Consider the following 24,842-nt stretch of genomic DNA (forward strand, 5'->3'; position numbering starts at 1 on the left):
GGCATGCCCCGGCGTCATCGTTTCAGCGCGGGTGCCGCCGGCGCGGCGCCGGCACCCGGATCAAGGGCATCAGGCCTGCGGTGGTTGCCCGTCGCCGGCCAGGCGCCGGCGGTTGAACAGGCGCTGCACCACCACGAAGAACAGCGGGATGAAGAACAGGCCCAGCAGGGTGCCGGCGATCATGCCGCCCAGCACGCCGGTACCGATGGCCCGCTGCGCGCCCGAACCGGCGCCCGAAGCGATGGCCAGCGGCAGCACGCCCAGGCCGAACGCCAGCGAGGTCATCACGATCGGGCGCAGGCGGTCGCGTACCGCATGCATCGTCGCCTCGATCACGCCCGCACCCTTCTCCAGGTTCTCCTTGGCGAACTCGACGATCAGGATCGCGTTCTTCGAGGTCAGGCCCACCGTGGTCAGCATCGCCACCTGGAAGTAGACGTCGCGCTCCATGCCGCGGAAGGTGTTGGCCAGCACCGCGCCGAGGATGCCCAGCGGCGCCACCATCAGCACCGCGGTCGGCACGCTCCAGCTTTCGTACAGCGCGGCCAGGCACAGGAACACGATCAGCAGCGACAGCGTGTACAGCAGCGGGGTCTGCGCACCGGCCTCGCGTTCCTGGTAGGACACCGCGGTCCATTCGATGCTGAAGCCCGGCGGCAGCTGGCTGGCCAGCTTCTCCACTTCCAGCATCGCATCGCCCGAGGCCACGCCCGGCGCGGCTTCGCCCTGGATTTCCAGCGCGGAGACGCCGTTGTAGCGCTCCAGGCGCGGCGAACCGTAGTCCCAGCGCTGGCTGGCGAAGGCCGAGAACGGCACCATCTGCCCGGCGTTGTTCTTCACCGTCCACAGGTTGAAGTCTTCCGGGTTCATGCGGAAGCTGTCGTCGGCCTGCATGTAGACGCGCTTGACCCGGCCGCGGTCGATGAAATCGTCGACGTAGCTCGAACCCCAGGCGGTGGCCAGGGTGCTGTTGATCGCGTCCAGCGACAGCCCGTGCGCGCCGGCCTTGGCCACGTCGATGTCCAGGCGCAGCTGCGGGGTGTCGTCCAGGCCGTTGGGGCGGACGTTGGCCAGCTTGTCGCTCTTGCCCGCCATGCCCAGCAGCTGGTTGCGCGCGTTGACCAGCGCCTCGTGGCCCTGCCCGGTGTTGTCCTTCAGGAAGAAGGTGTAGCCCGAGGCGGTGCCCAGCTCCGGCATCGCCGGCGGCGGGAAGGCGAAGATGAAGGCGTCCTTGATCTGCCACAGCGCGGCCTTGGCGCGCTCGGTGATCGGCCCCACGCCCTGGTCGGCCGTGCGTTCGTCCCAGTCCTTGAGCTTGACGAAGGCCATGCCCGAGTTCTGGCCCATGCCGGAGAAGCTGAAGCCCTGCACCGAGAACACCGATTCCACGGCGTCCTTCTCGTTCTGCAGGAAGTGCTCCTCCAGCCTGTAGATCGACTCCAGCGTACGCTCCTGGGTGGCGCCCACCGGCGCCTGCACCAGCGCCATCAGGATGCCCTGGTCCTCGTTGGGCAGGAACGAGCTGGGCAGGCGCGCGAACAGCACGCCCATCGCCACCGCCAGGGCCGCGAACACCGCCATGAACCGCCACGGCCGCGCCAGGATGCCGCGCACGCCGCGCTGGTAGCTGGCGCTGGTGCGGTCGAAGCCGTTGTTGAAGCCGTTGAAGAAGCGGCCGGCCAGGCCGCGGTGGGCGACGTGGTGCTCGCCCTTCTTCAGCGGCTTGAGCATGGTCGCGCACAGCGCCGGGGTCAGCACGATCGCCACCAGCACCGACAGCGCCATCGCCGAGACGATGGTCGCCGAAAACTGGCGGTAGATCACGCCGGTGGAGCCGCTCATGAACGCCATCGGCACGAACACCGCCGACAGCACCAGGCCGATGCCGACCAGCGCGCCGGTGATCTGGCTCATCGACTTGCGCGTGGCCTCCAGCGGCGACAGCCCTTCCTCGGACATGATGCGCTCGACGTTCTCCACCACCACGATGGCGTCGTCCACCAGCAGGCCGATCGCCAGCACCATGGCGAACATGGTCAGCATGTTGATCGAGAAACCCAGCGCGGCGAGGATGCCGAACGTGCCCAGCAGCACCACCGGCACCGCGATCGTGGGGATCAGCGTGGCGCGGAAGTTCTGCAGGAACAGGTACATCACCAGGAACACCAGCACGATCGCCTCGAGCAGGGTCTCGACCACGCCCTTGATCGACACCTTCACGAACGGCGTGGTGTCGTACGGAATCACCGCCTTCAGGCCGTGCGGGAAGTTGGCCGCCAGCTCGTCCAGCGTCTTGCGCACGCCTTCGGAGGTATCCAGCGCGTTGGCGCCGGTGGCCAGGGTGACGGCCAGGCCCGAGGCCGGCTTGCCGTTGAAGCGGGTGACGAAGTCGTAGGTTTCCGCGCCCAGTTCCACCCGCGCCACGTCGCCCAGCCGCAGCGTCGAGCCGTCGGCTTCGGTGCGCAGCACGATGTCGCGGAACTGCTGCGGCGTCTGCAGGCGGTCCTGGGCGTTGATGGTGGCGTTGAGCTGCTGGCCCTTCACCGCCGGCGCGCCGCCCAGCTGGCCCACGGCCACCTGCGCGTTCTGCGCGCGCACCGCCGCGGTCACCTCGTCCACCGAGACGCGGTAGGTCTGCAGCTTGTTCGGGTCCAGCCAGATGCGCATGGCGTACTTGCCGCCGAACACCTCGATCGAACCCACGCCCGGCACGCGGCTGAGCGGGTCGAGCACGTTGGAGCCGACGTAGTCGGAGATGTCGTGCTCGTCCATGCTGCCGTCCTCGGACACGAAGCCGACGACGTTGAGGAAGCCCGAGCTGGACTTGGCGACGTTGATGCCCTGCCGCTGCACTTCCTGCGGCAGCAGCGGCATGGCCAGCTGCAGCTTGTTCTGCACCTGCACCTGGGCGATGTCCGGGTTGGTGCCGCTTTCGAAGGTCAGGGTGATGCTGGCCTGGCCGTTGGAGGAGCTGTTGGACGAGAAGTAGATCAGCCCGTCCAGGCCCTTCATGTTCTGCTCGATGATCTGCGTCACCGAGTCCTCGACCACCTTGGCCGAGGCGCCCGGATAGTTGGCCGAGATCGATACCGCCGGCGGCGCGACGTCCGGGTACATCGAGATCGGCAGCTTGAGCATCGCCAGCGCGCCGGCGAGCATGATGATGATGGCGATGACCCACGCGAAGATGGGCCGGTCAATGAAGAAGCGAGCCATGGATGTCTCCGCTTACTGCCTGGCCGCCGGCGCGGCCGGCGTGGCGGGTTTGGCGGCTTCGGCGCCCTTCTCGGTGGCCTGCACCGGCATGCCGGGGCCGATCTTCTGCAGGCCCTCGACGATGACCTTGTCGCCGGCCTTCAGGCCGTCCTCCACCAGCCACTTGTCGCCGATGGCGCGGCTGACGGTGACCTGGCGCAGCGCCACCTTGCCCTCGCCGTCCACGACCATCGCGCTGGCGTTGCCGCGCGGGTCGCGGGCGATGCCCTGCATCGGCACCAGCAGCGCGTCCTGGCGCACGCCGCTGCCCAGCACCGCGCGCACGAACATGCCCGGCATCAGCACCTGGTCGGGGTTGTCCACGCGCACGCGCAGGCCGTAGCTGCCGGTGCCCGGGTCGACGCTGACCTCGGAGAACTCCAGCGTGCCCTTGTGGGCATAGGTGCTGCCGTCTTCCAGCACGATGTCCACCGGCAGTTCGGAGGCGCCCTTCAGGCGGCCGGCGGCCAGTTCGCGGCGCAGCTGCAGCAGCTCGGCCGAGGACTGGCTGACGTCGATGTAGATCGGGTCGAGCTGGTTGATCGTAGCCAGCGCCTCGGCCTGGCCGGCGCTGACCAGCGCGCCCTGGGTGACCGTGGACTTGCCGATCTGGCCGCTGATCGGCGCGGTGATGCGGGCGTAGCCCAGGGTCACGTTGGCCGCGTCCAGCGCGGCGCGGGCGGCGCCGACGTCGGCCTCGGCCTGCTTCCACGCGGCCTGCGCGTTCTCGTCGTCCTGCACGCTGATGACCCTGCTCTTGACCAGCTCGCTGCTGCGGCGCGCGGCCAGGCGCGCGGCGCTGGCGCTGGCTTCGGCGCGGGCCAGCTGCGCGCGGGCGCTGTTGGCCTGGGCGCGGTAGGCGGCGTCATCGAGCTGATACAGCGGCTGGCCCTGCTTGACCAGGCTGCCCTCGGTGAACAGGCGCCTGGCGACGATGCCGCTGACCTGCGGCCGCACCTCGGCCACCTGGTAGCCGGTGGCGCGGCCGGCCAGTTCGCGGGTCAGGGTGACCGGCTCGGCCTTCAGGGTAACGACGGTGACCTGCCCGGGACCGCCGGCCTGTTGCGGCGGCTGCCCCCCGCATGCGGCCAGGGCGCCGGCGACCAGCAGTGACAGGAGGACAGGGCGGAGGATCGATCGGCTCATGGCGGGCAGACTCGGCAGGAAGGGGAAGCCATGCGACCCGGCCGGCTCCGCTCCGGGGAGCGGGCGGCCAGCGGCAGCGCGCAGGGAAACCCGCGCACATTACCGCGATCGGATGACGGAAAAGAGCGCGGAAGAATACATACATGCATGACTGTTTGTAAATTGCTAGAATTCAGACATGTTTCACATAAGTTGTGCACAACGGCAGGGCGATGGCGCGTAAGAGCAAGGAAGACGCGCAGGCGACGCGCGAGGGCATCCTCGACGCGGCGGTCGCCTGTTTCCACGAACACGGCGTGGTCGGCACCACGCTGGCGATGATCGCCGCGCGCGCCGGCTATACCCGTGGCGCGGTGTACTGGCACTTCAAGAACAAGACCGAAGTGCTGGAAGCGATGATCGAGCGCGACCGCCTGCCCTTCGTGCAGCGCCTGCAGCGCACCTACGCGCCGCAGCGGCAGACGCCGATCCAGGACCTGCGCGCGGTCATCCGCGTGTCGCTGGCGGAACTGGCCGGCGACCCGCGCCAGCGCAGCCTGATGGAAATCCTGCTGCGCTGCGAGCAGTCCAGCGAGAGCCAGAGCATCCAGGCCATGCAGCGCCAGAACTCCCAGGAGGAACTGGACATGGTCACCCGCGCGCTGGAACGGGCGCGCGAGCTGGGCCAGCTGCGCCCCGGCGTCGACGCCGCCACCGCCAGCCGCATGCTGCACATCAGCCTGACCGGCGCGCTGTACAACGCCATGGCGCAGCCGGAGGAATACGACCTGGAGCGCGACGGGTTGATGGTGATGGACGTGGTGCTGCAGGCCTACGTGCGCGAGGACGTCTTCCAGCCGGGCGTGTTCCCGGAAGCGGCCGACAGCGCCGGCTGGGACGCCTGACGCGGCATCGCCCGCGCATGCGACGACGGCGCCCGCAGGCGCCGTCGTCGTCAAGGAGGTTCGTTTACAGGATGTAGCGGCTCAGGTCCGGGTCCTGCACCAGCTCGCCCAAGTGGCTGTCGACATAGGCGGTGTCGATGGCGAGGGTCTCGCCATCGCGGTCCGGGGCCTCGTAGCTGAGCGTGTCCAGCAGCCGCTCCAGCACGGTGTGCAGGCGGCGGGCACCGATGTTTTCCTGGCGCTCGTTGACCTGGAAGGCGATCTCGGCCAGGCGCTCGATGGCGTCGGCGGTGAAGCTCACCTTGACGCCCTCGGTGGCCAGCAGCGCCTCGTACTGCTTGGTCAGCGCCGCCTTCGGCTCGGTGAGGATGCGCACGAAATCGTTCTTGCTGAGCGCGCCCAGCTCCACCCGGATCGGGAAGCGGCCCTGCAGTTCCGGGATCAGGTCGCTGGGCTTGGCCAGGTGGAAGGCGCCGGAGGCGATGAACAGGATGTGGTCGGTCTTGACCGTGCCGTACTTGGTGGACACGTTGGAGCCCTCCACCAGCGGCAGCAGGTCGCGCTGCACGCCTTCGCGCGAAACGTCGCCCCCGCCCACGTTGTCGCCACGCTTGGCGACCTTGTCGATCTCGTCGATGAACACGATGCCGTGCTGCTCGCAGGCCTCGATGGCGGCGCTGCGGATGTCGTCCTCGTTGACCAGCTTGGCGGCCTCCTCCTCGATCAGCAGCGGGCGCGCGGCCTTGATGCTCAGCGTGCGCTTGTTCGACTTGCCGTTGCCGAGGTTGGCGAACATCGAGCGCAGCTGCTGGCCCATTTCCTCCATGCCCGGCGGGGTCATGATGTCCATGCTGACGCTGGCGGTCATCTCCAGCTCGATCTCGCGTTCGTCCAGCTCGCCGTTGCGCAGCATGCGCCGGAACTTGATGCGGGTCTCGCTGTCGGCCGCCGACGGCTCGTTGCGCGCGGCCTCCGGATCGAAACCGATGCCGACGCTGCGGCGCGGCAGCAGCGCATCGAGGATGCGGTCCTCGGCCTTCTCCTCGGCCTGGGTGCGCACGCGCACCTTGGCCTGCTCGCGGTACAGCTTGACCGCGGTGTCGGCCAGGTCGCGGATGATCTGCTCCACGTCCTTGCCGACGTAGCCGACCTCGGTGAAACGCGTGGCCTCGACCTTCACGAACGGCGCGTTGGCCAGCGTGGCCAGGCGGCGCGCGATCTCGGTCTTGCCGACGCCGGTGGGGCCGATCATCAGGATGTTCTTGGGCATCACCTCGTTGCGCAGTTCGGCCGGCAGCTGCATGCGCCGCCAGCGGTTGCGCAGGGCGATGGCGACCGCGCGCTTGGCGTCGTGCTGGCCGACGATGTGCCGGTCCAGTTCCTGCACGATCTCGCGCGGGGTCATGGTGGCGGAGGAAACTTCGATCTTGTGGGTCATGGGGAGAAACCGGGAAGTGGGAAGGGGGAACAGGGAAGGAAGGTGTGTGCGCTCGGGAGGGATACGGCCACGGGAATCTTTCATTTCCCGTTCCCCGCTCCCGTTCCCGCTGTCGCCCTACAGCTCCTCCACCACCACGTTGCGGTTGGTGTAGATGCAGATGCCGCCGGCGATGTTGATCGCCTCGGTCGCCACCGCGCGCGCGTCCATTTCGGTATGCGCCAGCAGCGCTCGCGCCGCGCTCAGGGCGTAGGAGCCACCGGAGCCGATGGCGATGATGCCGTCCTCCGGTTCGATCACGTCGCCGGTGCCGCTGATGATCAGCGAGGTTTCCCTGTCGGCCACGGCCAGCAGCGCCTCGAGCTTGCCCAGGCGGCGCTCGGTACGCCAATCCTTGGCCAGCTCCACCGCCGCGCGGGTCAGCTGGCCATGCTTCTCGAGCTTGGCCTCGAACAGCTCGAACAGGGTGAAGGCATCGGCCGCCGCGCCGGCGAAACCGGCCAGCACCTGGCCGTCGCGGCCGAGCCGGCGCACCTTGCGGGCGTTGCCCTTCATCACGGTGTGGCCCAGCGTGACCTGGCCATCGCCGGCGATCGCCACGTGCTCGCCGCGACGCACGCAGCAGATGGTGGTGGCGTGGAAAACATTCGGGTTCTGGCTGGGATCCATTGGGGCCTCCGGGGTGTCCCGGCAACAATGGGGGCAGCAGCGGGCGGTTCAAGCATCGCCGGCCCGGCGGCCACGGCCGGGTTCAGGTCAAGCCGCGCACGGAGCCGACGCGACGATCAGGGCGAGCGACCCGGCCATACAAGAAATACCGTGATGTCCTCCCCGCTGCTGTTCATCACTCATTCGCCACGCCGCCGTTCGCGGCACGGATTTCTTCGAGATGATGATCCTCGACAGCGCCGCGGGCCGGATGCCAGCGGAAACGCAGCGCCGCGTCGAATCGGCCGCTCCCGTCGCCCGCGCCCGCTGCCGCCGTAGGTACTGGCGATCCCGCATGCCGGCGACCGGGCATGGCCTGGCACTACCTCGCGGCGCTGACGCAGCCATTGGCCAGCAGCTTCGCGCTGATGCTCACACCCAGGACCGCTGGCGCTGAGCGCCAGGCAACTTCGCCACGACCATTCTCACGCGCGACCACGGCGAACGCATCGCCCGCTTCAGCGCTCCACGTCAGCGCGTTCTGTCACATGCACGGCATCGTGCTACCGGTCAACGGATGTTCCAGTTCGCAGACCGGCCCCTGTCGTCCGTACCGGCCAGGAACCGCCGGCGCACATCATTCCGCCCGGCCTGGTCCAGCCCAAACGTCGTCGCTCATGAATCGCCCCTGGTGTTTCGAACAAAGACATTGTTCCTGCTTTGATGGATCTGCCTTATATCAACCTCATTTCGCTCCAGCCGACAGTCGATGACAAACGAATCACAGCCCCCGGCGCGCCCCTGGAAAAGCACGCCGCATTCGCGACTCCCCTCGATGTGATTATTGACGAGGAACACCCCACGCGCATTCGACACCATGATGCCGACGTCGTTATCCATCAATACCGAATTCCTGACACAAACGACGCTCGCCTGCTCTTCCGCATCACCGATCAGCGCCACACCCCGCATGCAGCTGCTTGCCTCCACTTCCACGACACAATTGGTCAACTTGGCAAACGCGGAGTCCAGCATAACCCCGTTCCCCACACATCCGCGAATAACCCCCTGCACGTATGCGCGCGAACCTCCGTCGAGGTGCACGGCAGAGTGACGATGATCGTTGCCCGAATTGATGATGGCGATGTTCGTTGCGACGATATCGTCAGTCCCGGAAGTACTTATGCCGCTCCAGCCAAGCTTTTCGGCATGAAGATTGTTGATCGACACATCGGAGCAACCACTGAAATGGAGCGCCGTCTGAAAAACATCATATATATGGATATCTTTGAATGAAGAGCCTTTCACATTCGCAAGATAAACCGCATTGCAAAAACTTACGCGACACTCCCCCTCAGGCCTCCACTGGGCAGCTTGATTTCCGACCAGCCTGATGTTTTCCAGGCATATATCCTTGTTGCCAACCCCATGCACTGCATTGGTGAACATGTTGCTGTTCATCCCGCCCGCCATGACCAGCGTCGTGTCCTGGTCCCCAGAACCGCAAAGGTGGGCACCGTCATGCAGCAACACGGTTCGGGAAACAGAAAACACCCCCCTTGGCAAAACGACCTTCTTCGCCGCCGCAGCACTCGCCTGCAGGAAGTCCGTGAGATCACCATCAACCCTCATCATCGCGCTCGCCAAGCCCCCTTCTGTTAGCAGCAAGATTCTCCAGAGCCGGGGCCATAGTAGCGGTTCTGGGCGCGAGTTGTTTCGCAGGGACAACCTGCGTATTACGCGCCAAGCCGTCCTCGGCCCTCGCCCTATTCTCCGCCGCCATTTCCAATCTCGGTTCGGCATTGCCGCCGCATCGGAAACCAGTGCTCACCGAGGCGCTCCTCACACAGGCGTCCGTTGAAGTTTCAATGCAGGCGTTCCGGCCCGGCTTGCCCAACTGCATCAGTGCAACTGCCCTCTGCGCTCGCGAGCCATAACCGCCGTCGCTTGCCGCAGGATCATGCGCACCCTCTCCCCGTCTGCGCAGGCAGCCCAGTACCCGAGCACGCCATGACGGAGATCACCCATTCCGCTTCGATGCCAACAACCTGCTGGGCGTCACCCGGGATGAACGCCTTGGTGACCCAGGCGCCAAGGAGATGGTCGAACACGAAGTCCAATGATCGGGCTTGTTCGGCCCTGCAAAATCCACCCGCTACCGCAAAGATGGGGCACGCCGCATCCCGCCCTTGCCTGCAGCAACAACGGCGCTCAGTCCGGCTCGGCCGGGCTGCGCCGTTTCGCGCGCGGGTGCGCGGCGTCGTAGACCTTGGCCAGGTGCTGGAAATCCAGGTGGGTGTAGATCTGGGTGGTGGCGATGTCGGCGTGACCGAGCAGTTCCTGCACGCCGCGCAGGTCGCCGGAGGATTCCAGGATGTGGCTGGCGAAGCTGTGCCGCAGCATGTGCGGGTGCACGTGCTTGAACAGCCCCTGCCGCTGCGCCAGCTGCCGGATGCGGATCTGCACCGCGCGCTGGCTGATCGCGCCGCCGCCGCGCCCCGGGAACACCGGTTTGTCGGCCTCGCCGCCGCTGTCCTTGCGCCATGCCAGCAGCGCCGCCATGGCGTGCGAACCGACCGGCACGGTGCGTTCGCGGTTGCCCTTGCCATGCACCAGCACCATCGCACTGGCCAGATCGAGATCGCGCCAGCGCAGCGCGCACAGCTCGCTCAGGCGCAGGCCGGAGGAATAGAACAGCTCCAGCAGCGCACGGTCGCGCAAGCCCAGCGGCGCGTCGGTCGGCAGTTCGACCAGTTGCACCGCCTCGTCGGCGTCGAGCACCTGCGGCAGCTTGCGCGGCGCTTTCGGCGCGCGCAGCCCCGCCGCCGGGCTGCTGGCGATCGCGCCACGCTTGAGCAGCCAGGCGTAGAAACTGCGGATCGCCGACAGGCGCCGCTGCAGGCTGCGCGGCGACAGCCCGCGCCTGTGGCCGGCGGCGATGAACCCGCGCAGCTGGTCGGTGGCCAGCGCCGGCGGCTCGCCGGCGCCCTGCGCGTCGCACCACTGCGCCAGCGCAGTGAGATCGCGCCGGTAGGCGTCGAGCGTATGCGCCGACATGCGCCGCTCGACCTGCAGGTAGGCAAGGAATGCTTCGACGGCGTCCATCGCCGCGGCCGCCTCAACCGGCGCGGAAGCGCTGCAGCGCCACCACCAGCGACTCGCCCATCATGCGCAGGAACAGCGTGCCCATGCCGGGATAGAAGCGGTTCGGGTCGTGGCTGCCGACCGCAATCAGGCCCACGCCCGGCAGCGGCAGCAGCGCGGTGGACAGCACTTCGCCGACCCGCTCGCCGTACAGCACCTCGTTCTTCTCCGGCTGCAGGCGGCCGCAGATCGGTTCGCCGTCCTGCAGGCAGTCGTGGAACGGCGCCAGCCGCGCGTCGCCGGCGGCGATGGACTGCAGCCAGGGGGCCTGTTCCAGCTCCGGCACCGGCTGCAGGCTGACGATGCGCACCAGGTCGCCGGCGAAGTCCTCTTCCAGCGAGGCGGCCATCGCGCGCAGCGTGTCGGCGGCGCTGGTCTGGCGCATCAGCGCCAGGGTCAGCTGGTGGGTGCGCACCGCCAGGCGCTCGTTGACCTGCGCATTGGCGCCCAGCTCGGCCAGGCGTCGCGACAGCTCGCGGTTCTTGTCGCGCAGCACTTCCAGCTGGTAGCTGGCCAGCGACGCGGTCGGACCGTCGTCGCGCGGCACCACCAGGGTCAGCGCCAGGTCGGGGAACTGCTTGAGGAAGCCGGGATGGCGCCGCAGCCAGGCCGCGACTTCATGGGCGCCGATTTTCTCCAGGGTGTCGTTCATCCCATCCACTCTCCATCGAATACGAAGGCCGCCGGGCCGGACATCACGATCTGCGCGTCGTCGGCCGGCCACTGGATGCGCAGGTCGCCGCCGGGCAGCGACACCACCGCATCGCGCGCCAGCCGGCCGCGCTGCATCAGCACCACCGCGGCGGCGCAGGCGCCGCTGCCGCAGGCCAGGGTCTCGCCGACGCCGCGCTCGAACACGCGCAGGCGCACATGGCCGCCGTCCAGCACCTGGGCGAAGCCGACGTTCACCGATTCGGGGAAGGAGGCGTGCTGCTGCAGCAGCGGGCCCATGCGCTCCACCGGCGCGGCGTCGATCAGGCCGACTTCCAGCACCGCGTGAGGGTTGCCCATCGATACCGCGCCGAAGCGCACGTTCTCGCCCTGCAGCGGCACCACGTATTCCTCGCGCGCGCGCGGGAAGCCGATCAGCGGAATGCGCGCCGGCTCGAACTCGGGCCGGCCCATCGCCACCGCGTAATGGCCATCGTCCAGCCGCTGCACCGCATGCGTGCGCAGCGGGCTGTCGATCGGGAACTCATCGCCCTGCGCCGCGCCATCGCGCACCAGCCAGGCGGCCACGCAGCGCGCGCCGTTGCCGCACTGCTGCGAGGTGGAGCCGTCGGAATTCCAGATGCGGTACGACGCCACCGAACCGGCGGCGCGCGGCGGCTCGATGGTCAGGATCTGGTCGCAGCCGACGCCGCGGTGGCGGTCGGCGATGCGCGCGGCGAGGTCGGCATCCGGCGGCGGGCTGCCGTCGCGCAGGTCCAGCACCACGAAATCGTTGCCGGCGCCATGCATCTTGGTGAAACGCAGGCGCGGCGCGGCCGGCCTATTCATGGTCGTGGCCGTCGGCCTTCGTGTCCTGTGCCTGGCCGTCGGCCTGCGGTTGGTCGGAGGGCTGTGCGTCGGCCGGCTTCACTTCCTGTTCTTCCACCGGCACCGGTTTCTGCGGCATCACCAGCGGCCCCTTGTTGCCGCAGGCGGTGAGGACCAGCAGCACGCACGCGGCTGCAACGAGCATCGGAAGGCGGGACGTCTTGTTCATGGCCCGAGTATATCCACTCGTGCGTCAATGCAGCCGCGCCGCCGCCCGCCGGGCGCGTCCATTCAGTCATCCCGCCGGCGGCAGCGGGCGCATCCACAGCCAGGCGCAGACGCAGGCCATGCTGCCGATGGAAAACCACTTCACCCAGGCCAGCGGCACGCACCACAGCATGATCAGCGCGCAGACCAGCATGGTCGCGGTGGCCATCCACTTGCCCCTGCGGCTGACCGCCCCATGCGCCTGCCAGTCGGCGATGGCCCGACCGAAGCGCGGATGGGCCAGCAGCCAGCGGTGCAGGCGCTCGGAGCCGCGCGAGGCGGCCCAGGCCGAGATCAGTACGAACACCGTGGTCGGCAGCCCCGGCACGAAGATGCCGACGATGCCCACGCCGAGGCTGACGTAGGCCAGCAGCCACCAGGCCCAGCGCAGGCGCGCCGGGCGTGGTCCGGGAGGCGGCGGTTCCGGCACGGGCGCGGGCGCCGTCAGTGCGCCACGCCCAGCTGCGACAACACGAACGCGTAGGACTCGGCCAGTTCGTGGTAGCGCTGGAAGCGGCCGGACTTGCCGCCGTGGCCGGCCTCCATGTTGGTGCGGAACACGATGGGATGCGTGCCGGTGTTGACGTCGCGCAGGCGCGCCACCCACTTGGCCGGCTCCCAGTACTGCACCTGCGAATCCCACAGGCCGGTGCCGACGAACAGCGCCGGGTAGGCCTGCGCGCGCACGTTGTCGTAGGGCGAATAGCCGAGCATGTAGTCGTAGTAGCGCTTCTGCTCCGGGTTGCCCCACTCGTCGTACTCGTTGGTGGTCAGCGGGATGCTGGCGTCGAGCATGGTGGTGACCACGTCCACGAACGGCACCTGCGCCACCATCACCCGGTAGTCGCCCGGCGCCTGGTTGGCGACCGCGCCCATCAGCAGGCCGCCGGCGCTGCCGCCGGACGCGGCCACGCGGTCCTTCGCCGCCCAGCCCTGCGCCACCAGCGCGCGGGTGACGTCGATGAAATCGTTGAAGGTGTTCTGCTTGTTGAGCAGCTTGCCGTCCTCGTACCAGCCGCGGCCCATCTCCTCGCCGCCACGGATGTGGGCGATGGCGTAGACCATGCCGCGGTCGAGCAGGCTGATCACGCTCTGGTTGAAGTACGGGTCCATCGACATGCCGTAGCTGCCGTAGGCGTACTGGTACAGCGCGGCGCTGCCGTCCTTCCTGAAGCCCTTTTTGTAGACCAGCGACACCGGCACCTTCGCACCGTCGCGTGCCGTCACCCACACGCGCTCGGTCTGGTACCGCGACGGGTCGTAGCCGATCACCGGCTGCTGCTTGAGCTGGCGGCGCTCGCCGGTCTTCACGTTCAGCTCGTAGGTGGTGGCCGGCGTGGTCAGCGAGGTGTAGCTGTAGCGCAGCCAGTCGGTGTCCGGCTCGGCGTTGACCGACAGGCCCATCGAATACGCCGGCTCGTCGGCCTTGACCAGTTCGCTGCGGCCGTCGGCGAACAGCAGGCGCACGCGTTCCAGCGCCTCGGCGCGTTCGGCGATGGCGGTGTAGCCGTCGAACAGCTCGAAGCCCTCCACCAGCACCTGCGGGTCGTGCTTCACCCAGTCCTGCCACTGCGCGCGCGAGGTGGCGCCGTCCGGGGCGGTGACCAGCTTGAAGTTCTTCGCGCCGCCGGCATTGGTACGGATCACCCAGCGGCCGTCGAAATGGTCGGCGTCGTATTCCACGTCGCGCTCGCGCGGCGCCAGCACGGTGAACACGGCCGGGTCGGCGGCCGGCGCATAGCGCAGCTCGGAGGACACGGTGCTGTCCACGCCGATGGTGATGTAGCGGTCGTCGCGGGTGCGGCCCACGCCCATGTAGAAGCTGTCGTCGTCTTCCTCGTAGACCAGCGCGTCGCTGCTGGCCGGCGTGCCCAGCACGTGCTTCTTCACCCGCACGGTGAGCAGGGTCTCCGGGTCGTTCTCGACGTAGAACACGGTGCGGTTGTCGTCGGCCCACACCACGTTCGCCGACACGCCCTGGATCACGTCGGGCAGCAGCTCGCCGGTGGCCAGGTCCTTGAAGCGCAGGGTGTACTGGCGGCGGCCGACATCGTCCTCGGCCCAGGCCAGCAGGCGGTTGTCCTGGCTCACTTCCATGTCGCCGACGGCGAAGTAACCCTTGCCCTCGGCCATGGCGTTCAGGTCCAGCAGCACCTCCTCCGGCGCCTGCATGTCGCCCTTGCGGCGCGCATGGATGGGGTAGTCCTTGCCGGTTTCGTAGCGGGTGTAATACCAGTAGCCGCGCTCGCGGTACGGCACGCTGGCGTCGTCCTGCTTGATGCGGCCGACGATCTCGGCGTAGAGCGTGTCCTCCAGCGGCTTGAGCGGCGCCATCAACGCATCGGTGTAGGCGTTCTCGGCGGTGAGGTAGGCCAGCATCGCCGGATCCTTGCGCTCGTCGTCGCGCAGCCAGTAGTACTCGTCCTCGCGCACCGCGCCGAACGGCGCCCTGACCTGGTGGGGGCGCTTCTCGGCATCGGGCGGAACAGGCTGGGAGGCGACGGCGGTATTCATCATCAGGCTTGCGACCAACAGGCAAAGGGTGGGTTTCATGCACGGACTCCGTGTGGACGGCCACGCGGCCGCCCGGGCGATGGCCGACAGTGTGCCATGGGAGCCGGGGACGGCACCGCCCCGCGGCACGGCGGCCTATGATGTCGGCGATGAACGCCCCTGCCCCCACGCCATCCGGCTACAGCCGGCGCAGCCACGAGATCGCCCCGTTCCACGTCATGTCGCTGCTGGCGCGCGCCAATGCGCTGGAGCAGGCCGGCTTCGACGTGATCCACCTGGAGATCGGCGAGCCCGACTTCACCACCGCCGCGCCCATCGTGCGCGCCGGCCAGGCCGCGCTGGCCGCCGGCCATACCCGCTACACCGCCGCGCGCGGGCTGCCTGCGCTGCGCGAGGCCATCGCCGGTTTCTACCGCAGCCGCTACCGGCTGGACATCGACCCCGAGCGCATCCTGGTCACGCCCGGCGGCTCGGGCGCGCTGCTGCTGGCGTCCAGCCTGCTGGTCGACCCCGGCCGGCACTGGCTGCTGGCCGATCCCGGTTATCCGTGCAACCGCCATTTCCTGCGGCTGGTGGAAGGTGCCGCGCAGCTGGTGCCGGTCGGCCCCGACAGCGCCTACCAGCTCACCCCGGAACTGATCGACCGGCACTGGAACGCCGGCAGCGTCGGCGCGCTGGTCGCCTCGCCCGCCAACCCCACCGGCACCACGCTCGATGCCGCGCAGCTGGCCGCGTTGTCGGCCGCGCTGCACACCCGCGGCGGCCACCTGGTGGTGGACGAGATCTACCACGGCCTGACCTATGGCTTCGACGCGGCCAGCGTGCTGGAAGTGGACGACGGCGCCTTCGTGCTCAACAGCTTTTCCAAGTACTTCGGCATGACCGGCTGGCGCCTGGGCTGGCTGGTGGCGCCACCGGCGGCGGTGCCCGAACTGGAGAAGCTGGCGCAGAACCTCTACATCAGCGCGCCGTCGATGGCCCAGCATGCGGCGCTGGCCTGTTTCGAGCCGGAAACCATCGCCGTCTTCGAGCAGCGCCGCGCGCAGTTCCAGCAGCGCCGCGACTACCTGCTGCCGGCCTTGCGTGGGCTGGGCTTCCGCATCGACGTGGAGCCGCAGGGCGCGTTCTACCTGTACTGCGACGTGAGCGCGTTCACCGACGACGCGCAGGCCTTCTGCGCGCATTTCCTGGAAACCGAGCACGTGGCGTTCACGCCGGGCCTGGATTTCGGCCACCACCGCGCCCACCAGCACGTGCGCATCGCCTATACGCAGGACGTGGCGCGGCTGCAGGAGGCGGTGGCGCGCATCGCGCGCGGGCTGGAGCGCTGGCAGGGATAAGTTGCCGAGCAGGTCGCTTCTCCCGCCCGCCGGGCAAAAGCCCTGACGCCGCAAAGGCGGAACGCTCGAAGGGCTGAGGACTGGCAGATGAAACTGCCGCAAGGCGGCTCCCTTCTCCCGCCTGCGGGGGAAGATGCCCGCAGGGCGGAAGGGGGCTTTGGGCTTTGGGCTTTGGGCTTTGGGCTTCGAAAGCGTTCATATGCAGTCACCGTCAGGACTTCGCCCCTGCCCTCACCCCAACTCCTCTCCCGCCTGCGGGAGAGGGCTTCAAACAACAAACGCCACCTTTCGGTGGCGTTTGTTCTGCATCAACTCCAGCTGGGCATCACTTCCCGCTCAGCTGCTCCCACAGGAAGCTGTACGCCAGCGCCGACATGTGCGCGGCCTGCGCGTTGTTGGCCGCGCCGCCGTGGCCACCTTCGATGTTCTCGTAGTAGGTCACATCCTTGCCGGCGTCGATCATCTTGGCCGCCATCTTGCGGGCGTGGCCTGGATGCACGCGGTCGTCGCGGGTGGACGTGGTGAACAGCACCGGCGGGTAGGTCCTGGCCGGGTCGAACAGGTGGTACGGCGAGAAGGTCCGGATGAACTCCCAATCGCTGGTGTCCGGGTTGCCGTACTCGGCCATCCACGAGGCGCCGGCCAGCAGGTGGCTGTAGCGCTTCATGTCCAGCAGCGGCACCTGCACCACCACCGCACCGAACAGCTCCGGGTACTGGGTGAGCATGTTGCCGGTCAGCAGGCCGCCGTTGCTGCCGCCCTGCACGCCCAGGTGCCTGGCAGAGGTGATGTTGCGGCTGACCAGGTCCTGCGCCACCGCCGCCATGTCCTCGTAAGCCTTGTGGCGGTTCTGCTTCAGCGCCGCCTGGTGCCAGCGCGGGCCGTACTCGCCGCCGCCGCGGATGTTGGCCACGACGTACACGCCGCCTTTTTCCAGCCACGTGCGGCCCATGCCGCCGGAGTAGGACGGGGTCAGCGAGATCTCGAAGCCGCCATAGCCGTACAGCAGGGTCGGGTTGGAGCCGTCCAGCTTCATGTCCTTGCCGTGCACCACGAAGTACGGCACGCGGGTGCCGTCCTTGCTGGTGGCGAAGTGCTGCTCGATCACCTTGCCGCTGGCGTCGAAGAACGCCGGCATGGTCTTGAGCACTTCCGGCTGCTGGCCGATCTGCGCCAGCGACAGCGTGGTCGGGGTGAGGTAGTCGGTGACGGTCATCCACACCGCGTCGCTTTCGTCCGGATCCACCGCGCCGACACCGATGGTGCCGAACGCCGGCGCGCCGGTGAAATCGCTGCGGGTCCAGCCGTCCTTGCCGGGGGTCAGCACCTGCAGGCGGTTCTTGACGTCGTCCAGCACGTTCAGCACGACGTGGTTCTTCGTCCACGCCGCACCGGCCAGCGAGGTGGTGTCGGTCGGCGCGAACAGCACGTCGAACTCGCGCTTGCCGGCCATGAAATCATCGAACTTCGTCGCCAGCAGCGAGCCGGCGGCATAGGTCCTGCCGCCCACGGTCCACGGCTCGCGCAGCTCCAGGGTCAGCCACTCGCGGCGCACGCCCTTCTCGGCCGAGTTCGGCGCGTCGATCTTGGTCAGCTTGCCGTCGGCGCCAATGAGGTAAAGCTCGTTGTTGTAGAAGGCGATGGTGCGGCTGACGAAGTCGCGCTCGAAGCCCGGGGTGTCGTCATGCATCGCCGCGATGTACATGTCCTCCGGCGTGCCTTCGTACACCGGGGTGGCCGCCGACATCGGCGTGCCGCGCTTCCAGCGCTTGACCACGCGCGGATAGCCGGAGGTGGTCATCGTGCCGTCGCCGAAATCGGTGTAGACGAACACGTTGTCCTGGTCGATCCAGCCCAGGCCGCCCTTGGCCTCCGGACGGAAGAAACCGTCCTTGATCCATTCCTTCTTCGCGACATCGAACTCGCGGGTGACGTCGGCGTCGGCGCCGCCGCGCGACAGCGCGATCAGGCAGCGCGTGTACTGCGGGCGCAGGCAGTTGGCGCCGTGCCACACCCAGTTCTCGCCCTCGGCCTTGTTCAGCGCGTCCAGGTCCAGCACGGTTTCCCACAGCGGTTCAGCCTTGCGGTACTCCACCAGGGTGGTGCGGCGCCAGACGCCGCGCTCGTGCTGCTTGTCCTTCCAGAAGTTGTAGTAGTAGTCGCCGATCTTCTCGACGCCGGGGATCTTGGCGTCCGAATCCAGCACCTCGCGGATGCCGGCCTCCATTTCCTTGAAGCGCGGGCTCTGCGCCAAGCGCGCCTCGGCCTTGGCGTTCTGCTCCTTCACCCAGGCCAGCGGCTTGTCGCCGGTGACGTCCTCCAGCCAGGCGTAGGCGTCCTGGCCTTCATCGGCGGCCATGACGGCTCCGGACAGGCTTGCGGAAATCAGGCCCGCGGCGAGGCAGGCGGAAGTGAGTCGGGACATGATGGCTCCATGCGGTCATAAGCCGCGCACGCTAGCACAGCCCCGGGGCCGTCCTCCCCTGTCGAAGGTCAGGCGGCGCGCACCGCCGCCCCGCGGCGCGGACGGCGCAGGCGCCGGGCCTGCGGCCGTTGCCGGCTGCCACCCGCGGCCGGCCGCCGGGTGCGCCAGGCCGCCGGCAGGCGGAACCGGTACAGCGCCCACCACGCGCTCAGCGGCATGCCCAGCAGCCACAGCGGCAGCCAGCCAATCCAGATACTGCTGCCGCGCATGGCCGGCCACACCAGCACCAGGGCCAGCCCCGCAAGCGCGGCCTGCCTGACGCAACGCAACACGCGCGGATCGGGTTGTTCGACGGTACTGCGGCGGGACGATTCGGCCATGACACGCTCCGGTAACGGGTTCAGGCGCATGCTGCCGCCCGCCCATCTCAGGGGTTGCGACCGGGCATTGACGCACCCATCGCCGCCCATCGAACATGCTGGCGTTCCCCACCAAGGCGCTCCACTCCGCAATGCGACCCATCCCTGCGTTCCTGTCCGCTTTGTTGCTGAGCCTGACCCTGCCGCTGGCGCCGGCCCTTGCGCAGGACGCCGCTCCGGCGCCCGCCGAAGCCGAGGGCATCGCCGACGGCCCCATCGACCTGCAACGTTTCATGGGACGCTGGTACGTGATCGGACGGGTGCCGAATTTCGTCGAGCGCGGCCATGTCGCCAGCGTCAACACCTACACCCTGCGCGGCGACGACCGGGTATCCATCCGCTACCAGTTCCGCGACGGCTTCTCCGCACCGGAGGAGGAAATGGACCTGCGCGCGCGCGTGGACGAGGACAGCGGCAACCGCCGCTGGCGCACCTGGTTCTACAAGGTGGTGCCGACCCACTCGCGCATCCTGGAAGTGGCGCCGGACTATTCCTGGGCGCTGATCGGCTACCCGGGCCGCGAGATGGCATGGATCTTCGCGCGCGAGCCGGACATGGACAGCGCGCTGTACCGGCAGCTGGCGCAGCGCCTGCGCGACCGCTACGAGGTCAACACCGACAAGCTCAAGCGCGTGCCGCAGCACCCGGAGCAGGTCGGCCGCCTGGGCTTCGAGGTTCCCAACCAGAAGTGACCGCGTGCGGGCGCGCCCCGGCGCGCCGGCCCGGGCTCAGTCGTAGTTGCTCAGCGCCAGCGACAGCAGCGCCTTGGCCTGCTCGCGCAGCGACTGCGGCTCGACGATCTCCGCGTCCGAGCCGTAATGCAGCACGTCCATCAGCAGTTCGCGCGAAACGCTGTAGGGCACCTTCAGTTCGTAGCGTCCGTCGGCAAGGAAACGGCCCTGCTGCTTGGAATGCCAGTGCTCGTCGGCCACCCAGCGCGCGGCCTTGGCGCTGAACACGATGGTCGCCCAGCCCTTGGGCGCGCCGGAGAAGATGCCGTAGCCGGCGCCGAGCTGTTCGTCCAGCTCGCTGTCGGGAATGTCGCGCGCGGCCTGGTCGATCACCCGCGCCTTGTGGATGCGGTCCACGGCGAAGCTGCGCAGCGCCTCGCGGCCGTGGTCCCAGGCGTCCAGGTACCAGTTGTCGCGGTAATGGGTGATGCGCTGCGGCGAAACCGTGCGCCGGGTGACCTCGTCGGTGGAACGCGCGCGGTAGTCGAAGGACAGCTGGCGGCGTTCGAGCACGCCCGAGGCCACGGTGCGGAAGCTGGCCTCGTCGAGCTTGCGGCCGCGGTGCGGGATGACCCGCACCCGCTCCACCGGCCAGGACGAAGCCCCGGCCTGTGCCGCCAGCAGGCTCTCGATGCGCTGCTGCAGCGGCGCCAGCACCGAGGACAGCACGCCACCGCCGGTGCGCGCCAGCAGGTGCTGGGAGGCCAGCAGCGCGTGCAGCTCCTCCGAACTGAGCCACAGCCCGGGCAGCTCGAAGCGGTCGCTTTCCCCGCTCTGGTAGCGGAAACCGGCCTCGCCATCGCCCTCCACCGGCGCCATCAGGGCGTCGCGCAGGAAGGCCAGGTCGCGATAAACCGTGGCACGTGAACAGCCCAGTTCTTCCTGCAGCCGCGCCACCGTGATCGGGTAGCGGGCGGACTTGAGCAGGCGATGCAGTGCGTTGATGCGTTCGTAGCGGTCCATGGCCCGATTATGTCCGACTCGGCGGTGAATGGCGCGCGGGCGGGCGCCGCAGCCTTAACCGGGGTCGAAAGCGGGCCCGGGAAGCGGCTGGCACGGCGGGAGCATCCGGTATCATGAAAACGGTTCCCGTTCCCGCCTCCCCTGGAGACTTCCGATGTCCCTGCGTGTTTCCCTGCTCCTGCCGCTGCTGTTGTGCGCCCCCATGGCGTGGGCGGACGATGACGCCGACCCCGCCGCGATGACCTCGCCGTGGAGCGGCAGTGGCGGCGAGCTCGGTTTCGCCTCGGCGCGCGGCAACAGCACCACCGAAAGCCTCAATGGCCGCCTGAAGCTGAGCTACACCGACGACGACTGGGTGCACAGCATGGACCTGTTCGGCCTGCGCTCCAGCGCCGAGTACCAGCAGACCGCCGACGACGGCAGCACCTCCCGCAAGCGCCAGACCACCGCCAACCGCTACACCGCCGGCGCCGGCAGCGCCCTGCAGCTGGGTGAACACCGCCAGCTGACCGCCACGGTGCGCTACGAAAGCGACGATTTCGCCACCTACGACCGCCAGGGCAGCTTCGGTCTGGGCTACGGCACCCGGCTGATCGACGGCGAGCGCCTGGTCCTGGATACCCAGGTCGGCCCCGGCGTGCGCCGCTCGCACAACTCCGAGACCGACGAGAACCGCACCGGCCTGATCGGGCGCGGCCTGTTCGACCTGAAGTTCGGCCTCACCGACAACACCGATCTGGTGAATACCCTGCTGGTCGAATCCGGTTCGTACAACACCTTCGCGCAGAACGATTTCGGCGTGTCGGTGGCGATGAACAGCCATTTCGCGCTGAAGGCCGGCTGGCAGGCCCGCTACAACAGCGACGTGGCCGAGGACAAGCGCAAGACCGACACCCTGGCCACGATGAACGTGGTCTACAGCTTCAAGTGAGAAGCCGGGAACGGGGAATGACGGCGCAACGCGGCACCTGCCGCCGGGCCGGGGGATGATCCCCCGAGGCGCGCCTTGAGCGCCGCCGCACTTCCATTCCCCGTTCCCTTTTCCCCATTCCCCGCCTTACCGCAACAACTCGCCGGCGCCGCCGTCCAGCAGCTGGCGCGCGACTTCGCGGCCCAGCGCCTCCGGCTCGCGGCCCGGCCCCTGCGCCTCGGCGCGGACGCTGCGCCCATCGGCGACGCCGCCCACCAGCCCCTGCAGCCACAGGTCGTCGCCGCGCCATTGCGCCAGCCCGGCCACCGGCACGTGGCAGCTGCCATCCAGCGCCCGGTTCATCGCCCGCTCGGCTTCCACGCAGGCGCGGGTGCCGGCGTCGTCCAGCACCGCCAGCAGCGCGATCACCTCGCCCGCATCGGCGCGGCATTCCACCGCCACGGCCGCCTGCGCCGGCGCCGGCAGCCACTGCGGGGCGCGCAGGCGGTCGCGGATGCGCCCCTCCAGCTCCAGCCGCTCCAGCCCGGCGCAGGCCAGGATGATGGCGTCGTAGTCGCCGGCGTCGAGCTTGGCCAGGCGGGTATTGACGTTGCCGCGCAGGTCGCGCGACTGCAGGTCCGGGCGCAGCGCGCGCAGCTGGGCCTGGCGGCGCAGCGACGAGGTGCCGACGATGGCGCCGGGCGGCAACGCGTCCAGCGTGGCGTAACGGTTGGAGACGAAGGCGTCGGCCGGATCGGCGCGCTCCAGGATCGCCGGCAGCGCGAACGGCGCGTCCAGGTCCATCGGCACGTCCTTGAGCGAATGCACCGCGCAGTCGGCGTCGCCGCGCAGCATCGCCAGTTCCAGTTCCTTGAGGAACAGGCCCTTGCCGCCGATGGCGGCCAGCGAGCGGTCCAGCACCTCGTCGCCGCGCGTGCTCATCGGCACCAGCTCGACCGTGAGGCCCGGGTGCGCCCGGCGCAGGCGGGCGGCGACATGTTCGCTCTGCCACAGGGCGAGCGGGCTCTTGCGGGTGGCGATGCGCAGCGTGTTCATGGCGCCATTATCGGCGCAGTGCTCAGGTGCCGGCCAGTTCCGCCTTCAGCGCCGCCACGCAGCGGCGGCTGACCTCCAGCGGCTGCGCCACCCCGCGCAGCACCGCCTGCACCTGCCCGGCCGCGGTCCGCCGCAGTTCCTGCAGGCGCTGCCGGGAGACCAGGCAGTTGCGGTGGATGCGCACGAAACGCGCGCCGAACTCCTCCTCCAGCGAGCGCAGCGACTCCTCGATCAGGTCCTCGCCGTGCACGTGGTGGACCACCACGTACTTTTCCTCGGCCTGCAGGTAGAACACGTCCTCCAGCGGAATCAGCCGCAGGTTGCCGCGCAGGCGCGCGCACAGCACCCGGCGCCCGGCCGCGGCGGGGGCCGCGGCCCCGACCCGCCCGGCCAGGAAGGTGCGCGCCCGCTCCAGCGCGGTGGCCAGCCGCTCGCCGCGCACGGGCTTCATCAGGTAATCGATGGCCGCCGCCTCGAACGCCGACAGCGCATGCGAATCGTAAGCGGTGCAGAACACCACCGCCGGGCGCGGATCGAGCCGCGCCAGGTGCCGCGCCACGTCCAGGCCGTCGATGCCGGGCATGGCGATGTCCAGCAGCACCACGTCCGGCTGCGCGCGCGCGCAGGCGTCCAGCGTGGCCTGGCTGTCACCGGACTCGGCCACCACCGCCACGTCGGCGTGGGCGGACAGCAGCATGCGCAGGCGCTCGCGCGCCAGCGGCTCGTCATCGGCAATGAGCACCTTCATCGCCACTCCCTGTCCTGCCTTCCTCCCCGGATGACGCATGGTAGCCAACCCCGCCGCAGACCGGCAGCTGCCGGCCTTACCCCGGCGCCCGGATGCTCAGCCCTGCGCGAACCGCGCCTGCAGCCAGTCGCCCAGGGCATGGATCTGCTCGGCGCAGACCTGGTGGGCCATGGGGTAGCGGTGCCATTCCACGTCGAACCCCAGCTGCCTGAGCACCTGCAGGCTGTGCTCGGCGACCTGCACCGGTATCACCGGGTCGGCACTGCCGTGGGCCATGAAGACCGGCTGCGCGGTGGCGCCTTCCGCCAGCTGCGCGGCGGCGGCGTCTACTTCCGGCAGGTAGGTGGACAGCGCGACCAGCCCGGCCAGCGGCTGGCCCCGCCGCAGGCCGGCGGACAGGGTGATGGCGCCGCCCTGCGAGAACCCGGCCAGCAGGATGCGCTCGCGCGGGATGCCGCGGGCCTGCTCGCGCGCGATCAGTTCCTCCACCTGCGCCACCGACTCGGCCACGCCGGTGGCGTCGGCGCGGCTGCGGAAATCCAGGCTGACGATGTCGTACCAGGCGCGCATCGGCATGCCGTTGTTGATGCTGACCGGGCGTTTGGGCGCATGCGGGAAGACGAAGCGGATGGCCGGCCAGTGCGGCCGCACCAGTTCCGGCACGATCGGCGCGAAGTCATGGCCGTCGGCGCCCAGGCCGTGCAGCCAGATGACCGACCATTCCGGCGCCGCGCCGGTTTCCTGTTCCACTGTTTCCAGCATTGCATGCGACTCCAAGGGACCGGGGCGCATTATGCCTGCGGACGGGAGGCCAGGCCGATGTCGCCCTCGCTCACAGTTGCTGTTGCTGTTGCTGTTGCCCGTGATCTTGCTGCTGCCTTTGGCCTTTGGCCTTTGGCCTTTGGCTTTTGGCTTTTGGCTTTTGACTTCCGTGTCCCCTTCCGCAGCGACGGAGCCGGCGGGAAAAACCCGAAGGGCGGCGTGCAGGAACGCACGCCGTTTTTCGACGAGACATGGATGTCTCGTCGAAAAATCCCGCCGGCGGAGTGGACCCGGCCCGCGCAGCGGGCTGGGCGCGGAGGCAGGGGCGTGTTTCTCTTGGTTACTTCTCTTTGCACGAGCAAAGAGAAGTAACTCGCTCCTGCGAAGCAGGGGCGAAAGCTCTGCTTTCAAGCTCCCGCTTCATGCTTGGCCTCTGCCTTGCGCTTGGCCTCTGCCTTGCGCCTTGCCTTGCGCTTTGCCTTGGGCTCTATCCTTTTCCTCTGGCACTGGCTTGGCCTCTGGCTTGGCCCTTTGCCTATCGCTTTGGCACAGGGCTCCAAGGGAAGCCAGAGCAAGAGCAGAAACAGGATCAAAGGCTTTCGCTCCCCTTCGGGGCGCGAGCCACCTTTCTTTGCTCGTGCAAAGAAACGTGGCCCAAAGAAAGCACGCCCTGCCTTCGCGCCCTCCGTGCCTGCGGCACTCCGGGTCCACTC

The 24,842-nt window shown here is 68.7% G+C and carries 22 protein-coding genes; 5 read left to right on the plus strand and 17 right to left on the minus strand.

What is annotated here, in order from left to right; genetic code table 11:
• Nucleotides 1-69: 69 nt before the first annotated feature.
• Nucleotides 70-3,216, minus strand: coding sequence for a multidrug efflux RND transporter permease subunit SmeE (gene smeE / locus AC06FP_RS10300; protein WP_478075419.1), 3,147 nt, complete (start codon nt 3,214-3,216; stop codon nt 70-72).
• Nucleotides 3,217-3,228: 12 nt separating this feature from the next.
• Nucleotides 3,229-4,401 (minus strand): efflux RND transporter periplasmic adaptor subunit, encoded by a 1,173-nt coding sequence (locus AC06FP_RS10305; protein WP_433853626.1) that lies wholly within the window; start codon nt 4,399-4,401, stop codon nt 3,229-3,231.
• 212 nt (nt 4,402-4,613) lie between these two features.
• Between AC06FP_RS10305 and AC06FP_RS10310 the strand changes: the two genes are divergently transcribed.
• Complete coding sequence (locus AC06FP_RS10310; protein WP_478075420.1) at nt 4,614-5,285, plus strand: TetR family transcriptional regulator; 672 nt, start codon at nt 4,614-4,616, stop codon at nt 5,283-5,285.
• 64 nt (nt 5,286-5,349) lie between these two features.
• Here AC06FP_RS10310 and hslU read toward each other — a convergent pair whose 3' ends face one another.
• The 9 genes from hslU to AC06FP_RS10355 all read right to left on the minus strand — a co-directional run bounded on the left by hslU (nt 5,350) and on the right by AC06FP_RS10355 (nt 14,814).
• Complete coding sequence (hslU, locus tag AC06FP_RS10315) at nt 5,350-6,723, minus strand: ATP-dependent protease ATPase subunit HslU (protein ID WP_478075421.1); 1,374 nt, start codon at nt 6,721-6,723, stop codon at nt 5,350-5,352.
• 117 nt (nt 6,724-6,840) lie between these two features.
• Nucleotides 6,841-7,392, minus strand: a complete 552-nt coding sequence (gene hslV, locus AC06FP_RS10320) for an ATP-dependent protease subunit HslV (RefSeq protein WP_433853615.1) — start codon at nt 7,390-7,392, stop codon at nt 6,841-6,843.
• 654 nt (nt 7,393-8,046) lie between these two features.
• Complete coding sequence (locus AC06FP_RS10325; RefSeq protein WP_478075422.1) at nt 8,047-9,018, minus strand: right-handed parallel beta-helix repeat-containing protein; 972 nt, start codon at nt 9,016-9,018, stop codon at nt 8,047-8,049.
• Nucleotides 9,019-9,582: 564 nt separating this feature from the next.
• Entirely contained in the window at nt 9,583-10,476 is an 894-nt protein-coding gene (gene xerC, locus AC06FP_RS10330; protein ID WP_478075423.1) for a tyrosine recombinase XerC, read from the minus strand.
• A 13-nt stretch (nt 10,477-10,489) separates the two neighbouring features.
• Nucleotides 10,490-11,167 (minus strand): DUF484 family protein, encoded by a 678-nt coding sequence (locus AC06FP_RS10335; protein ID WP_478075424.1) that lies wholly within the window; start codon nt 11,165-11,167, stop codon nt 10,490-10,492.
• Complete coding sequence (dapF, locus tag AC06FP_RS10340; protein ID WP_478075425.1) at nt 11,164-12,015, minus strand: diaminopimelate epimerase; 852 nt, start codon at nt 12,013-12,015, stop codon at nt 11,164-11,166. Before dapF ends, AC06FP_RS10335 begins: the two co-directional genes overlap by 4 nt.
• Nucleotides 12,008-12,223: an LPS translocon maturation chaperone LptM gene (lptM, locus tag AC06FP_RS10345; RefSeq protein ID WP_456118120.1), complete on the minus strand. Its 216-nt coding sequence runs from the start codon at nt 12,221-12,223 to the stop codon at nt 12,008-12,010. Before lptM ends, dapF begins: the two co-directional genes overlap by 8 nt.
• Before the next feature lie 66 nt (nt 12,224-12,289).
• Nucleotides 12,290-12,709 carry a YbaN family protein gene (locus AC06FP_RS10350; protein WP_478075477.1) on the minus strand — a complete coding sequence of 140 codons (420 nt, stop codon included), beginning with the start codon at nt 12,707-12,709 and terminating at the stop codon, nt 12,290-12,292.
• Nucleotides 12,706-14,814 carry a S9 family peptidase gene (locus tag AC06FP_RS10355; protein WP_478075426.1) on the minus strand — a complete coding sequence of 703 codons (2,109 nt, stop codon included), beginning with the start codon at nt 14,812-14,814 and terminating at the stop codon, nt 12,706-12,708. The genes AC06FP_RS10350 and AC06FP_RS10355 overlap by 4 nt, the downstream gene beginning before the upstream one ends.
• 110 nt (nt 14,815-14,924) lie before the next feature.
• On the opposite strand from AC06FP_RS10355, the gene AC06FP_RS10360 reads away from it, so the two are divergent.
• Nucleotides 14,925-16,115: a pyridoxal phosphate-dependent aminotransferase gene (locus AC06FP_RS10360; protein ID WP_456118117.1), complete on the plus strand. Its 1,191-nt coding sequence runs from the start codon at nt 14,925-14,927 to the stop codon at nt 16,113-16,115.
• Nucleotides 16,116-16,440: 325 nt separating this feature from the next.
• Here AC06FP_RS10360 and AC06FP_RS10365 read toward each other — a convergent pair whose 3' ends face one another.
• Together AC06FP_RS10365 and AC06FP_RS10370 are read right to left on the minus strand one after the other, a co-directional pair.
• Nucleotides 16,441-18,540 carry a prolyl oligopeptidase family serine peptidase gene (locus AC06FP_RS10365; protein ID WP_478075427.1) on the minus strand — a complete coding sequence of 700 codons (2,100 nt, stop codon included), beginning with the start codon at nt 18,538-18,540 and terminating at the stop codon, nt 16,441-16,443.
• 68 nt (nt 18,541-18,608) lie between these two features.
• On the minus strand, nt 18,609-18,920 hold the full coding sequence (locus AC06FP_RS10370) for a hypothetical protein (protein WP_456118115.1): 312 nt from the start codon (nt 18,918-18,920) through the stop codon (nt 18,609-18,611).
• Between the two features lie 131 nt (nt 18,921-19,051).
• Between AC06FP_RS10370 and AC06FP_RS10375 the strand changes: the two genes are divergently transcribed.
• Complete coding sequence (locus AC06FP_RS10375) at nt 19,052-19,651, plus strand: lipocalin family protein (protein WP_456118114.1); 600 nt, start codon at nt 19,052-19,054, stop codon at nt 19,649-19,651.
• A gap of 36 nt (nt 19,652-19,687) precedes the next feature.
• Here the strand turns inward: AC06FP_RS10375 and AC06FP_RS10380 are convergent, their stop codons facing one another.
• Nucleotides 19,688-20,653: a helix-turn-helix transcriptional regulator gene (locus AC06FP_RS10380; protein ID WP_433853598.1), complete on the minus strand. Its 966-nt coding sequence runs from the start codon at nt 20,651-20,653 to the stop codon at nt 19,688-19,690.
• Between the two features lie 154 nt (nt 20,654-20,807).
• On the opposite strand from AC06FP_RS10380, the gene AC06FP_RS10385 reads away from it, so the two are divergent.
• Nucleotides 20,808-21,584 carry a DUF481 domain-containing protein gene (locus tag AC06FP_RS10385; protein WP_456118113.1) on the plus strand — a complete coding sequence of 259 codons (777 nt, stop codon included), beginning with the start codon at nt 20,808-20,810 and terminating at the stop codon, nt 21,582-21,584.
• A 126-nt stretch (nt 21,585-21,710) separates the two neighbouring features.
• Here the strand turns inward: AC06FP_RS10385 and hemC are convergent, their stop codons facing one another.
• The 3 genes from hemC to AC06FP_RS10400 all read right to left on the minus strand — a co-directional run bounded on the left by hemC (nt 21,711) and on the right by AC06FP_RS10400 (nt 24,129).
• Complete coding sequence (gene hemC / locus AC06FP_RS10390; RefSeq protein WP_456118112.1) at nt 21,711-22,619, minus strand: hydroxymethylbilane synthase; 909 nt, start codon at nt 22,617-22,619, stop codon at nt 21,711-21,713.
• Nucleotides 22,620-22,641: 22 nt separating this feature from the next.
• Complete coding sequence (locus tag AC06FP_RS10395) at nt 22,642-23,367, minus strand: LytR/AlgR family response regulator transcription factor (RefSeq protein ID WP_478075428.1); 726 nt, start codon at nt 23,365-23,367, stop codon at nt 22,642-22,644.
• A 96-nt stretch (nt 23,368-23,463) separates the two neighbouring features.
• Nucleotides 23,464-24,129 carry an alpha/beta hydrolase gene (locus AC06FP_RS10400; protein WP_456118110.1) on the minus strand — a complete coding sequence of 222 codons (666 nt, stop codon included), beginning with the start codon at nt 24,127-24,129 and terminating at the stop codon, nt 23,464-23,466.
• 57 nt (nt 24,130-24,186) lie between these two features.
• Between AC06FP_RS10400 and AC06FP_RS10405 the strand changes: the two genes are divergently transcribed.
• Entirely contained in the window at nt 24,187-24,501 is a 315-nt protein-coding gene (locus AC06FP_RS10405; RefSeq protein WP_478075429.1) for a hypothetical protein, read from the plus strand.
• Nucleotides 24,502-24,842 lie beyond the last annotated feature (341 nt).

The organism is Stenotrophomonas sp. Steno-Z2 (assembly GCF_056393235.1).

Bases quoted from the DNA above. Each gene is read 5' to 3' on its own strand.
- AC06FP_RS10370 (WP_456118115.1), bottom strand. From the start codon at position 18,920: ATGGCCGAATCGTCCCGCCGCAGTACCGTCGAACAACCCGATCCGCGC.
- AC06FP_RS10385 (WP_456118113.1), top strand. From the start codon at position 20,808: ATGTCCCTGCGTGTTTCCCTGCTCCTGCCGCTGCTGTTGTGCGCCCCC.
- hslV (WP_433853615.1), bottom strand. From the start codon at position 7,392: ATGGATCCCAGCCAGAACCCGAATGTTTTCCACGCCACCACCATCTGC.
- smeE (WP_478075419.1), bottom strand. From the start codon at position 3,216: ATGGCTCGCTTCTTCATTGACCGGCCCATCTTCGCGTGGGTCATCGCC.
- dapF (WP_478075425.1), bottom strand. From the start codon at position 12,015: ATGAATAGGCCGGCCGCGCCGCGCCTGCGTTTCACCAAGATGCATGGC.
- AC06FP_RS10310 (WP_478075420.1), top strand. From the start codon at position 4,614: ATGGCGCGTAAGAGCAAGGAAGACGCGCAGGCGACGCGCGAGGGCATC.
- lptM (WP_456118120.1), bottom strand. From the start codon at position 12,223: ATGAACAAGACGTCCCGCCTTCCGATGCTCGTTGCAGCCGCGTGCGTG.
- AC06FP_RS10360 (WP_456118117.1), top strand. From the start codon at position 14,925: ATGAACGCCCCTGCCCCCACGCCATCCGGCTACAGCCGGCGCAGCCAC.
- AC06FP_RS10405 (WP_478075429.1), top strand. From the start codon at position 24,187: ATGTCGCCCTCGCTCACAGTTGCTGTTGCTGTTGCTGTTGCCCGTGAT.
- xerC (WP_478075423.1), bottom strand. From the start codon at position 10,476: ATGGACGCCGTCGAAGCATTCCTTGCCTACCTGCAGGTCGAGCGGCGC.
- hslU (WP_478075421.1), bottom strand. From the start codon at position 6,723: ATGACCCACAAGATCGAAGTTTCCTCCGCCACCATGACCCCGCGCGAG.
- AC06FP_RS10335 (WP_478075424.1), bottom strand. From the start codon at position 11,167: ATGAACGACACCCTGGAGAAAATCGGCGCCCATGAAGTCGCGGCCTGG.
- AC06FP_RS10395 (WP_478075428.1), bottom strand. From the start codon at position 23,367: ATGAAGGTGCTCATTGCCGATGACGAGCCGCTGGCGCGCGAGCGCCTG.
- AC06FP_RS10355 (WP_478075426.1), bottom strand. From the start codon at position 14,814: ATGAAACCCACCCTTTGCCTGTTGGTCGCAAGCCTGATGATGAATACC.
- hemC (WP_456118112.1), bottom strand. From the start codon at position 22,619: ATGAACACGCTGCGCATCGCCACCCGCAAGAGCCCGCTCGCCCTGTGG.
- AC06FP_RS10365 (WP_478075427.1), bottom strand. From the start codon at position 18,540: ATGTCCCGACTCACTTCCGCCTGCCTCGCCGCGGGCCTGATTTCCGCA.
- AC06FP_RS10400 (WP_456118110.1), bottom strand. From the start codon at position 24,129: ATGCTGGAAACAGTGGAACAGGAAACCGGCGCGGCGCCGGAATGGTCG.
- AC06FP_RS10305 (WP_433853626.1), bottom strand. From the start codon at position 4,401: ATGAGCCGATCGATCCTCCGCCCTGTCCTCCTGTCACTGCTGGTCGCC.
- AC06FP_RS10375 (WP_456118114.1), top strand. From the start codon at position 19,052: ATGCGACCCATCCCTGCGTTCCTGTCCGCTTTGTTGCTGAGCCTGACC.
- AC06FP_RS10380 (WP_433853598.1), bottom strand. From the start codon at position 20,653: ATGGACCGCTACGAACGCATCAACGCACTGCATCGCCTGCTCAAGTCC.